Source organism: Actinosynnema sp. NPDC023658, from assembly GCF_040639995.1.
In the GTDB taxonomy this organism is placed as follows: Bacteria; Actinomycetota; Actinomycetes; order Mycobacteriales; family Pseudonocardiaceae; genus Actinosynnema.
On record NZ_JBFAAX010000140.1, the window covers coordinates 1 to 13,320 of the forward strand.

Genomic DNA, 13,320 nt, shown 5'->3' on the forward strand with positions numbered 1-13,320 from the left:
AGCGCCAGAATCTTCACGTCGTTACCCCGATCACTCATGGGCAGCAGGCGCAGCAGCGCGAACGCGTTGGTCACACCGAGGTAGGCCAGTCGGAGCAGCACAGCCGGTCATCATGCCGTGCTTGTCGCTGTCACAGCGGATACAGCCGTGCGCTGTGAGCGCTTCGATGTCTTGGCCTTGCACGCCTTCTACCAGCGTGGATGGAGTTCTCGGCAGGTACACGGCTCGGCGTCCTTCGCGACCTCACTGCGCAACAGCACCGATGGCACTGACTGTTCTACCGGCGAAGATGATCATCGATAGCACAACTGTCAATGATCTTCGATCGCACGCTCCAGTTTTGATTCGAGGAGCAATAGAAAAGATTCGATGTCATTCGAAATCTTCTGCGGGAACATTGCGGTGGAGCGGTATACATTTGAGTGTACCCGCCCTGGCGGTAGGAGGTATACTGGTGCGCCTGTAAACGGCACCGCGAACAGGTCGCCGCCGCCATTACTTCCGAACACGTAGATCTGACCGTCTGAGATCTCTGAGGAGTGCATCGGTGTACCGTTTGCGCGTGCGTTCAGGATAAATTCAATCGGATGAATGAAGTAGCCATTTTCCAAATCCGGCAACCGCACTTCTCGAACGGCCTGGTAGAGCTTGATCAAGTCATCCGGGAGTCCATCGGGTGTGGCTGGCGCTCCAGTCGACATTGGTTCGACCAGATTTCCCTCCGCTTCGTACCCGTTTATCTGTTCGAACGTCGACTCGAATCGTTCGACGAGCAGCTTCATTCGTTCGGTCCATGCTTCAAGTTCCATTCGGCCCCACCTCGGCGGCGATTTATCGACCTAATGATACCAGAACGTTCCAAGGAACTCCTCGTCAATTCGGCGTGCAAATTTTTCAATCTGACCTCTGCTTGCATTGGGGTTGTTCCGCGAGAATTCATCCCATCGATTTGTGATTTGCTGGTGATGATTGGTCGTGTTGCCCGGAACACGACTTCCCTGAACGCCACGCATATTGCTCGGAGCGTCAAAATCAAAATCTTTGAACTCCGGGTGGTTTCGATACATTTGAGGAATTGCGTGATGTGCATCCCAGTCAGCCGGAAGGCGTGGCTTTCCTTGCGCGCGTAGCGCGACTTGAAACCGGCCCCGATAATTGCTTACAGCTGGCGGTTGGCGCCCACCTGCCTTGTTCAGCTTTCCTGCTGCACCGGTCCCTCCGATTGCGCCGATCGCGCCGAGCATGGAAATTGCCGCGTCGTTTCCCATGCCGACGTCGGGTCGCGCCAGTACGAGGTCCACTACGAAGGAAGCTGGACATTCCCGTCCGATCCAGTTACATGATCTCTCGAGAAGTGTGTAGACCTCTTCGGCGAGCAAAAGGCCGGTGTCGTCCTCCTTGCGATACGGCATATTCTGCATGTCGATTTTCGCCTCATGCAGCAACTTGCCGAGGTTGGGGGCAGTGGACGGTAGCAAAACGTCGTTGACATAGTGATCGTTGGATGAGCGATCGTACGTTACGACAAGACCATCATCTACCTCCCAACTGAAATACGGTTGATCGTCGCTACTGGGGCCACAGCACTTGTCGTAGTTGGGTGTGCCGCATCCTGCGCCGTCGATGCCGCATTTGGGGATGAGGCCGGTGGGGTCGTTGTAGGTGGTGGGGTTGTTTCCGGCGTAGGTGTAGCCGGTCCACTGTTGGGAGTCGGCTGTGTCGAGGATGGGGTCGACGCTGATGAAGCGGCCGGTGGTGGCGTCGTACTTGCGGGCGCCGATGTCGGTCAGGCCGGTGGTCTCGCTGACCGGTTTGTCGAGGAAGCCGTGGCGGTCGGGCCAAGGGCGGCCTTCGACAGTGCCGAGTGGGTTGCCGTAGGGGTCGGTGGTGCGGCGGCTGACGGCGAAGCCGACGGACTCGACGGCGACGGAGTGGGTGTTGTGCAGGTCGGAGAGGAGGTAGGTGGGGTTGGTGTTGCCGACGCGCACGGCGATGGTGGCGCCGTTGTGGGTGTAGTAGCGGGTGCCGGTGACGGTTCCGGTGGTGTTGTCGCGGGTGAGTTCCTGGGTCGGCAGGTAGAGCGTGGTCTTGCCCGGGTCGCGGCGGATGAGCTGGTTGCCGTCGGCGTCGTAGACGTACTTCGTGGGCCCGTCGGGTGAGGTGACGGTGTCCAGTCGGTTCTCGATGTCCCAGGTCAGCTTGTGTTCACCGGTGGCCAGGGTGCGGCGGGTGGTGGCGCCTGCCTCGTTGTAGCCGTAGGTCGACTGGGTCTGGCCGGTGGGACCCTTGGTGGTGGCGCTGAGCAGCGTGTGGGGCTGCGAGCCGCCGACGGTCGGGTAGCCGTAGGTGGTGGTGGTGTCGCCGGTGGCGCCGGGCAGGGCGTGTTGGGTTTGGGTGGTGCGCACGCCGTCGGCGCGGAAGTCCCACGACGTCCAGTAGGCGGTGGGTCCGCCGATGTTGACGTGGCCGGGAGTGGTGGAGGGGGTGGCGGAGCAGTCGTCGGTGGCGGTCCAGGCGTTGTCCAGGCGGCGCAGGGGGTCGTAGGTGTAGCACTGGGTGCGGACGAGGGCGCGGTTGGTGGGGCCTTGGGTGTTGACGGCCTTGGTGACGTTGCCGGACGGGTCGTAGGTGTAGCGGGTGTCGTCGATCTGGGGCTCGGCTTGTTGGGCCGACATGGTGGTCTGGGTGAGGCGTCGGGTCTGCGCGTCGTAGTCGTAGGTGAGCTTGGCGGTGTTGTTCGACGGGCCGAGGGTGAACTGGCGGGCTTCGCCGTAGGGGGTGTAGGTCGAGTCGGCGACGTAGACGTTGTAGCCCGCTGTCGTCACCGGCTTGCCGTATTTGTTGTAGCTGGTGGTGACGATCTCTCCGGGAAGGCCGCCGCGGTTGTTCGTGGCGGGCTCGACGGATGTGGGCTGTCCTGTCCTGGTGTAGCTGTAGGTGGTGGTGTACAGGGCGTTGAGCCCTGTCTCGGCGGCCGGGATCTGGACGATCGTTTTTCCGATCCAACCCGGTCCGCCGTAGACGCTGACACCGGAGATGTAGTTGCCCTCGGGGGTGTAGCGGGTCGAGTACCAGGGCAGGCCGACGCCGTTCTGCGCGCCGTCGTACAACCACGACGCCAGCAGCGTTCCCCCGGTCGAGCCGGCGTACTGGGCGGTCTTGCGGCCGAGCTCGTCGTACTTGTAGGCCAGGGTGTTGTTGCGGGCGTCGGTCGTGGTGAGGATCTGCCCGGCGAGGTCGTAGGTGGTGGTGGAGGTGCCACTGTCGGGGTCGGTCTGGCTGGTCTTGTGGCCGAGCAGGTCGTAGGTGAAGGTCCACTGGTTGCCGACCGGGTCGGTGAGCTTCTTGTGCTGTCCCAGCGGGGTGTACTCGTTCGTGGTGGTCTGGAACGCGCCGCCGGAGACGACGTCGCCGCTGACCAGGGGCGGTGCGGTGTACTTGCGGACCTCGGTCTCGCGGCCTCGGATGTCGCTGATGACGGTGGTCGTGGTGCCGCCCTGCGGGGGGAAGACGGTGACACGGTCGCCTCCGTGGACGGTCTTCGTCGCCCACGTAGGGGTGATGCCCTTGTAGGCGGTTTCCAGCACTGGACGGCCCGCGCCGTCGTAGTCGGTGACCGAACGGCTGTTGACGGACTTGGGGTCGACCGAGATCAGGGTGGTGCCTGGGGTGCCGGTGGTGATGTAGCCGCTGTTGGTGTGTCGGGCGCGGCCGTGGGAGTCGTGGAACACGTCGCTGACGACGCGTCCGCCGTCGAGTGCGTCGGCTTGGGACTGGCGCAGCTGACCGAAGGCGTCGTACAGGTCGATCTTGGTGACGTAGTTGGTGCCGGTCCGGTAGTCCACGTACGTCTTGCTGGTGACGGCGAGCGGCCCGTTGTTGCGGAGCAGGTAGTCGTAGGTCACGGTGGCGGGGTCGAAGCCCTTGGTCTGGGGTGACTTCCAGACGGCGTTCAGCCTGCCCAGCGGGTCGTAGGTGGCGTCGGTGCGCCGTGATCCGACGTCGAGGCTGGCCACGGGGTTGCCGCGCGCGGGGTCGAGTTCGAGGGTGCTGGTCTGGTTCTTGGCGTTGGTGGTGACGGTCTTGGTGAGCACGCCGCCGTCGGTGGGGGTGTAGGCCGTGCGGGTGGGGCGTGCGAGGGCGTCGGTGGCCTCCGTGGTTCGACCGGCGGGGTCGAACTTCGCGGTTCCGGCCGTGTTGTAGGTCAGCTGGTCGTTGGTGTTGGCCGTGGCGGCGTCGGTCCTGGTCGGGTCGCCCAGGGTGACCGTCCCCAAGGTGGTGGCCCCGTCGTAGTAGGTCCGGGCCGAGCTGAGGATGGACGTCTGTGAGGCTCCCTCGGCCGGGCAGACCTGTTGGGAGACGGTGGACTCCGCGACGCGGTCACGCACCCAGGTCGTGGTGTTGTCGGCGTACGTGGTCGTCGTGCACAGGTCTGGCACCCCGTCGCCTGACTCGGTCTTGGCGACCAGCCTGCCGACCGTGTCGTAGCGGTTCGTGCTGGTCGCGGTGCGGACGCCGCCGGCGGCGAGGTCGGTGATGATCCTGCTGCGCGAGACGCCGACGAGCTCCGCGGCCAGCGCGGGCAGGTTGGAGCGTTGTCGGGTCGCGGTGGTGCCGAGGACGTTGGGTTCGGTGATGGAGGTGGAGATGCGGCTTCCACCGTCGCCGTTGAAGACCTCCTGCTCGTAGGTCATGTCGGCGAACTGGCGGTGGTCGGTGATCTCCTCGCCCAGCGAGTTGCCCACCTTCGCCGGTCGGCGGGCGTCACCGGGCAGGGTGTCGCCGTCCATGCCGCGCAGGTAGGTGGTGCGGGTGAGCGTCTTCTTGTCGGGGACGCCGTCGACGGTGTGCGCGGTGTTCCCGGTGCGCACCTCGACCTTGCCGTAGCCGCGGAACTGGCCGTAGGTGCGGTGCTCGGGCTTGACGATCTCGACGTCGTCGTAGTGCCACGCCGGGGCACCGAGGTAGGTGTAGGCGGTGACCTGGGTGGGCGAGATCGCGTTGAGGTCCTGCACCTCGACCCGGTCCACCACGTACTTGTGGAAGTAGTCCAGGGTCGGGTTCTGGTTGTACGGCTGGGTCCAGTAGACCGGGTAGCAGCGGCGGTCGTTGTGGGTCAGGTCGGTCGGGACGCTGGTGGCGGTGCAGTCGCGTTGGCTGTAGGTGACGTTGATCGACGTGCCGGTCTCGGTGGCGATGTTGGTGACCCGCCAGTGCACGAGCGCGGGCAGGTTGTTGTAGCCCTGCACGCGGTTGTCGAACACCTGGCCGGTGAAGGTGACGGCCGGCACGGTGACGGACTTGCCGTCCTTGTCGAAGCCGGTGCGGGTGATCGACTGGAGCCAGAGCTCCTTGTTGGCGATGTCCTTAAACTCGTGACCGAGCTGGTACCGGTCGACCGTGACCGGTCCGGAGCCCTGGTTGTACTGCGTGGTGATCGTGGTCAGCCGTTTGGTGGACCAGAAGGAGGGCGAGTGGTTGTTGCACACCGTGCCCTGCTTGCAGTCCTGGTCCTGCGGGGTGTCGGGCCAGCGCTTGGCGTTGTCGGCGGTGAACTTGGCCGGGTCGCAGTCGAAGGTGGCGTCGGGCAGGCAGCGCTCGGCGACGTCGAACACGACCTGGTCGGGCGCGACCGCGCCGTAGATGCTGTTCTCCACCTTGCGCAGGCCGTACTCGATGCGCTTGAGCGTCCCGCCGCGGGTGTAGGACACGCCGGTGGCCTGCTTGTTGGCACCGTAGTAGTTGGTCTCGGGCGCGTAGTAGTACGAGGTGACGTTGCCGTGCGTGTCCTCGACGAAGTCGAGGTTCCAACGCCAGGCCTGCGCACACCACGACTGGGCGAAGCCGGCGGGGTTGTAGCAGGCGTCAGCGGCACGGGGACCGTAGACGGGGACGGTCCAGGCGGAGTTGGTCTGCGCCTGGTTGGTGTAGCCGGGTCCGCGGTTGAGCCCGAAGTAGTAGCTGACGCCGGCGGTCGAGGTGACCTTCCAGTGCTCGCCGTCGTGCACGCCGTTGGCCGCACCGGTGAGCAGTTCGATCCGGGCGCCCCCGTCGGTGGAAGCACGCCAGGTCCCGGTGGCGTCGTCACGTACCAACTCGGTGGACTTGCCGTCCAAGACCATCGTGACGATCTGGCCCGCCCAGCACAGGTCACCGGTCTGCTGAGCCTCGGGCAGCGTCTTGTCCTCGGCGCAGCCCCGGTAGGTGCGTTCGATCGAGCCCGGCGAGTAGTCCCAACCCTGGCCGATCCAGGAGGACTGGTTGTTGGTCGCGAGCGTGCGGCCGTCCACGGCGGCCGAGCTGTACGACAGCGCCACCTTCGGTGCGACGGCGGAGCCGGACGACGAAGGCGGCACGACGATGGGGTACGTCCAGTGGAAGCCGCCCGCGCTGCCCGAGACCGACCAGTTGCCCGAGGGGGCGAGGGTGCTGGCCTTGAAGGTGCCGTTGGAACCGCCGCTGTCCGCGGTCGCGGCGAACACCATCGGCTCGGCCACGGCGGTGCGCGCGGTGACAGTTCGCGCCTTCGGGTCGTTGCTCGACCGTACAGGGGTCTGCACCTGGCACTCGGCCGCGTCCGGTTTGGTGAGGGCACAGTCCGGCAGTCGCACGATGTGCAGCCGGGAGCCGAAGTCCGCGCCGGCCGCGTTGCTGAAGGCGGAGTAGTCGACTCCGACCGCTACGTCCTCTTTGCCTTCGCTGCCCTCCGGCGTGACGGTGAACAGCACACCCGTGACGCCAGCGCGGTGGGTGCTCTCCTGGTCGACCACCTCGACGGTGAAGGAGCGGTCGCCGTGGTCGGAGGCCAGGTTCACGGGCAGGTCGCCGGCGGGTCGTGCCGATGCCCCGGCGGTGACGGTGGCCCGTCCCGCCTGAGGCCAGGCGGCGTCGCGCAGGCCGGTGTCGACCGGCTGGGCGGGGGCAGGTCGTTGGGCCACGGGGAGATCCGTGTGCGGGACCGGCTGTTCCTGCGCGAGCGGCGGTGCCCAATCCGGTGGTGCGCTGTCCGCGGTGAGGCCGACGACGAGCGAGGCCGCCATCACCGTGGTGACCCACAAGCCCAACGACCGTCTGGACCGTGTCTGTCGACCGTGCCGCGGGCGCGCGGAATTACCACCGGACATTTCTCAAGCCCCCCTGAGAACAAGGCCGTGATCGGCCCAAACCGGAGAAACCATAGCCATGATCAGGCTCGGTCGGGAAGCCCCTGAGCGGGATCACTGTGAGGGACAACCGTTTGGCGCAGCGTTACAGGATGTGCTGTGGTGTTCGTCTCAGACGAGCTGCTTCTTGCAGGTAGAACGTGCCGGTAGGGTCCGGCCCGCCGCATTTGGTCGGCGTCGAAGTCCGGGGGGACACGTGTCTCGCAGAACGACCAGCTTTGCTACGCCCAGACGGCGTACGATGATCACCTTCTTGACCGCGAGCGCCGTTTTCTGTGGCCTCGTCGCGCCTTCTGCGGCTTCTCCGGGATTCGGCGCGCAGCCGTTTTCCGCGCAGCCCGCGGTCGACAGTTCGGCTGAACCGCAGACGCCGACGGAGGCGACCGCGTTGACGGAGGCGCGTCGCACGGGCGAGCCGGTCGCGGTGGTGGATGCGTACACCGAGAGCAGCGAGGTGCTGGCGAATCCGGAGGGCACGTTCACCCTGCGGACGCACGCCCAGCCGGTGCGGGTGAAGCGGGACGGTGCCTGGCGGGATGTCGACACCACCCTCACCCGCACGGCCGACGGCGGGCTCGCTTCTGTTGCCAGTCCGTCAGGTGTCACGTTCTCCGGGGGCGGCACCGCACCACTGGTGACGATGCAGGAGGGGGACAAGCGATTCGCCCTCAGCTGGCCTGTCCCGCTGCCCGTCCCGGTCGTGGACGGTCCGACCGCGACGTACCCCGCGGTGTTCCCGGGCGTGGACCTGCAGCTGACCGCGAGTGCCGCGGGGTACTCCGAGGTCTTGATCGTGTGGGACGCGCAGGCCGCCGCCAACCCGGAGCTGTCGTCGTTGGAGCTGACCGCGACGGCGACCGGTCTGGAAGTGCGCAGCGACCAGCACGACGTGCTCAGTGCCGTGGACAGTGACGGCCAGGTGGTGTTCCAGGGCTCGACGCCGATCATGTGGGACTCCAGCAGCGACGCGATGGTGGGACCCGCGCCGACCGCCACCGATCCGGGCAGCGGCAAGGTGTCCAAGCTCGACGTGACGGCCGAGGCGGTCACACCCGAGCCGACGAACGGGTCCAGCACCGTCGACCTGACGGTCACGCCCGACACCGCGGCGCTCATCGGCGACGACGTGCACTACCCGGTGTACATCGACCCCGTCATGTCCCGCTACCAGGAGGCGTGGGCCGAGGTCACGAGCAGCGGCTGGTACTACTGGAACGCCAACATGGACGCCCAGGTCGGCTTCTGCGACTACTGGACCGGGTGCAACGGCAGCTGGACGGCCCGCTCGTTCTTCCGCTTCAACTCCACCGATCTGCAGCAGCGCAACGGCACCAAGGCCAAGATCTACGAGGCCTACCTGTACGCGACGCAGGTGCACGGAACATCTTGCGAAGTGGAGCAACCGGTCTCGGTCCTCCAGGTCGACCCGATCAGCTCGTCGACCCGCTGGCCCGGCCCCAACGGGTTCACGATCGACACCCGGTCATCGAAGGCCGGTGTGGACTGCGGCGGCGGTGGTGCGGTCCGCTTCGACGTGTACGGCACGGCGGTCAGCGCGACCAACAACAACTGGTCAGAGGTCAACTTCGGGCTGCGCTCCCCGGACGAGGGGAACAGGTTCCAGTGGAAGAAGTTCGACCACAACCCGCACCTGGACGTGGTCTTCGCCTTCCCCCCGAACGTGCCGCACAGCCTGGCGGTCGGCAACGCGGTCACGTGTGACAACCGGACCGTCACCCCGGACGCGTACCCCAAGCTGTACGCGTCGGCCTCCGACAACAACAACCCGCCGTTGAACATCGGCTTGTTCTACGAGATCTGGAACAGCACCGGCACGACGCTCAAGGCCAGCATGAACTCGCCGGTCGTCATCGCCTCGGGTAGCACCGGGTCCTGGAACAGCACCGCCAACCTCGGCAACGGCGACTGGGCCTACCGAGTCGCGGCGTGGAACCAGTTCCCCGGTGATCCGTCGAGGAACCAGGGAGCCAGCGGGTACTCGGGTTGGTCGTGGTTCACCACGCGCGCCGTGCCGATCAGCCAGCAGCCGACGATCACCAGCGCCGATTACCCCGCCGGTTACTGGGGACGTCCGCAGAACCAGCCGGGCGGGTTCACCTTCGACGCCAAGGGCGCGTCGAACATCGCCGGGTTCACCTACACCTTCTCCGGCGCGGGCACCGAGCGGACGCCGACCACCACCGAGTGCGACTACAACCAGACGTTCGGCACCACCGGTGGGTGGGTCGCCAACAACGGCGGCACGGCACGGATCACCGTGCCGCCCACGTTGAGCCCCGGCTACCACACCGTGCACGTGCGCAGCTTCGACGACGCCCACAAGCTGTCCCCGGAGTCCGAGACCTACAAGTTCTACATCGCTCCCTCGTACGTCGCCCCAGCGCCCAGTTCGCGCATCGAGGCCGAGTCGCTGACCGCGACCGGCACCGGTGTCACCACCGCGGTGGTCAACGACGCGGCGGCCTCGGGCGGCAAGTACCGTGCCGCGACCACCACAACCGACGGCGCGACGTTCACCGTTGCTTTCACCGCACCTGCCGCCGGCTACTACAACGTCGACGCGGGCCTGATCGACAACGCTGCCGTGCCGGACGACGCGGAGTTCACCCTGGACGGCAAACCAGTCTCCAACAAGTTCCTCGGCGGCACCGCCGCGGCGACCACGACACTCGACAAGCAGCTCGCCGGAGTACACCTGGCCGCGGGCATCCACCAGCTCGGCGTCAAGATCTCCAGGAAGTCGGGCTCCACCGCCACCGCGTCCAAGGTCGGCCTCGACTTCATCGAACTCTCGCCGACGGTCAAGCTCGACGCCGAGGCGATGCCCCTGACCGCCAACGACAAAGCGGTCACGTACATGGGTGACTGCTGTGGTCTGGTGTTCAACAGCGGTGCTCAGATCCGGTTCGAGGGCGACGGAGTCGGCCAAGCGTTCACACTCGAGGTCACGGTGCCGATCGAGGCCGACTACGCCGTGGGCGCGGGCATCACCAAGGCGTTCCACTACGGCAACTACAGCGTCGGCATCGACGGCATCGTGATCGGTCAGACCGACACCACACCGGTGGACGGTTACGACCCCGGCGCGGTCACCCGTTACGTCGGCCTGGGCGGCGCCCACCTGACGGCCGGGAAGCACACGATGACGTTCCGGACCGTGAGTACCCACCCGGACTCCACCCAGTTGCGGTACCGCATCGCGCTGGACTACCTCACGTTCCAACCGGTCAACAACGTGACCACGGCAAACTTCACCGACGCCATGAACAACAAGGGCATCGGCAACGACGGCACCACGGCCGGCGACTTCGACTTCGTGAGCCAGGGACTCTCCGCCCAGACCCTGTCGGCGGCGGGCCTGGCACCTGGCCGCACCGCAGTCATCGGCGGCGCAACCTTCGGCATGCCGGCCGCCAACCCGACCACCGGCAACGACAACGTCGTGGCGATCGGCCAGACGATCCCCTTCCCCGCCGCGCACCAGGTCAAGGCGAGCAGCGTCGGTCTGCTCGTGACCAGCACCTGCGGAGTGAGCCCCACGCGGTACGGCACGATCACCTACACCGACGGCACCACGTCCAACCCGCAGTTCCCCTCGGTCGCGGACTGGGCCAACCTGCCGTGGGAGCCGACCGGCATCGCCCTGCCCTACCGGCTCGCCGGCCCGAACGCGGACAAGTCCCACCAAGCCGTGATCTACCCGATCTTCGTGCCTGCCGATCCCACCAAGACCCTCAAATCGCTCACCCTGCCCAACTACGGCTCGCCGCTGTTGTCGTACGTCTGCGCACCCAGCCTGCACGTGCTCTCCATCGCACCGCGACCGGTCGACGCCGGATGGGTCGGCGCCTGGGCCGCGCCCGCCAACGCCGCCGTCGTCCCGCCGGCAGGACACGGGTTCGCCGACAAGACGCTGCGGACCGTGCTGCGGCCCACCGTGACCGGCGGCCAGACGCGGGTGAAGCTGTCCAACGCGTTGAGCACCACCCCGGTCACCATCGATGCCGCAAGCATCGCCGGCCAGGTCGGCACAGACTCCGCGACCGGACCCACCACCGCGTTGCTGTTCTCCGGTGCTGCCACCGTCACCCTGCCCGCGGGCGGTGAGATCCTCACCGACCCGGTCACCTACCCCATCGGTGGCAACGGCAACCTGGTCGTCAGCATCCACCTGCCCACCGCCGTCACCCAGGCACCCCTGCACGGCACCCCGACCGCACCCACCTACCTCGCCCCGGGCAACGCCGTCACCAGCACCACCGGCACACCGTTCACCACGACCCTGCCCGGCAGCTACTACATCGCCGGCGTCGACGTTTCGACCACTGACCCCAGCGCCGGTACCGTCGTGGTCCTAGGCGACCAGCTGTCCGCCACCGCACCTCCCGGCAGCAGCCAGCGCAACACCTGGGTCGACGAACTGCCCGGCAAGCTCGCCGCCAACGGCACCACCCTGCCCGGCGGACTGGTCAACGCCAGCCGCGCGGGCATCCCCGACACCGCCCGCTGGCGACTCACCGACGGCACCGGCACCACCGCCCGCGACTTCACCGGCAACTCCAACGCCACCGCACAAGGCGGCGTCACCTGGAGCACCGACCACAACGGCTCGGCCGTCCTCAACGGCACCACCGGCCACTTCAAGACCACCGGCAAGGTCCTCGACACCACCAGGAACTTCAGCGTCTCCGCCTGGGTGAAAATCCGTTCACTCGACACCGATCAAGCCGCCGTCAGCCAGGACGGCACCATCACCAGCGCCTTCAAGCTCCACTACAACGCCACCGCGCGCCGCTGGTCCTTCACCGCTCACTCCGCCGACTCCGCCAGCCCCGCCGCGTGGCAGGCACTGTCCAAGAACGAACCCGCACCGGACACCTGGACCTACCTGACCGCCACCTACGACGCACACAGCCACATGGCGAGGCTCTACGTCAACGGCGCTCTGGAAGCATCGGTCAGCGACGTCGCACCGTTCGCCGCCAACGGCGCGTTCGCCATCGGACGAGCACGCCACGCCAACGTCAACACCGCCTTCCTCAACGGGTCGATCGCCGACGTGCGCGTGCAACAGTGGCTCATCACCCAGAACGACCTCGTCTTCGCCTACAACCAACGCGACTTCGCTGCCTACCCCGACGCGGGCTCGGTCGGCGCGGGCAACGTCCGCAGCGACCTCCACCGCACCGCGCTCGCTTCACCCAACACCCGCACCGTCCTCATCGCCGCCGGAGCCAACAGCATCCTCCGCGGCGCCGATGCAACCGACGTCATCGGCGGCCTGACCGCGCTCATCAGAGCCGACAGCCCCGACGGCATCAAACGCCAACAACGCCCGGACGGCACAGCGATCCACGTCATCCTCACCACCGTGCCGCCACTGGGCCTGGATGCCAACGACCCACGAGAAGCGCAACGTCGCCAACTTAACCAAGACATCTTGACCCGCTTGTCGCTGTACAACGCCGACTACGCGGTCGACTTCGACGAGGCGGTACGGGATGCGGCCAACCCCAACCGCATCGCCCCTCAGTACCTCACTGATGGCGTCTCCAACGAGGCCTACCACCACAAGATCGCCCAATACCTAGCCGACGCGATCAGCGACTTCCCACCACGAGCCGAACTCTGAAGCAACCACGGGAGTAGGCATGCGTGGCCGGATGCGCTGCACCGAATCCGGCCACGCCGTTCGGCCCTCGTTGAGGCTGGCGATCTCGGACACGAGGATCGGCGGCGAGACCGCAGGTTTGATCGTGTGGGCCCTTGAGTTCGCCCATGAGCCCCGACCTGCACGTCAGCTGCTGCGGTTCGCGTCGGTTGAGCAAGCAGCCGGGACGTTCTGGCGTCGGACCGACCGGTTTCTATGTCAGATCGGGAGACAGATCGGATCCGAAGAGTTCCCGGGAGCGGGATGTGGGAGCAAAATGGGAGCCGTCGGACGCGTCCAACGCCGTTGAACCGCATTCAACGGCACCCAATAGCGGCATTTTTCCTGTGGTAATTACATCCGCGCCGGTAGAGGCATTATTCCGGCTTCATTCACACCGAAGAGGTCACTGGTTCGATCCCAGTATCGCCCACAGTGGGTTTTGCCTGGTCAACGGCTCGTAGACGATCTTCGTCTGCGGGCCGT

At 66.3% G+C, this 13,320-nt stretch carries 3 protein-coding genes; 1 reads left to right on the forward strand and 2 read right to left on the reverse strand.

All coding sequences use genetic code 11. The annotated features are described in order from the left end of the window. Window positions 1-311: 311 nt before the first annotated feature. Together AB0G02_RS17345 and AB0G02_RS17350 are read right to left on the reverse strand one after the other, a co-directional pair. Entirely contained in the window at window positions 312-809 is a 498-nt protein-coding gene (locus AB0G02_RS17345; RefSeq protein WP_360794945.1) for a hypothetical protein, read from the reverse strand. Window positions 810-839: 30 nt separating this feature from the next. Beyond that, a complete protein-coding gene (locus AB0G02_RS17350) occupies window positions 840-6,938 on the reverse strand; it encodes an RHS repeat-associated core domain-containing protein (protein WP_360794948.1) in 6,099 nt (2,032 codons plus the stop codon). A gap of 613 nt (window positions 6,939-7,551) precedes the next feature. Here AB0G02_RS17350 and AB0G02_RS17355 point away from each other — a divergent pair. Further along, complete coding sequence (locus tag AB0G02_RS17355) at window positions 7,552-12,816, forward strand: SGNH hydrolase (RefSeq protein WP_360794951.1); 5,265 nt, start codon at window positions 7,552-7,554, stop codon at window positions 12,814-12,816. Window positions 12,817-13,320: the final 504 nt, after the last annotated feature.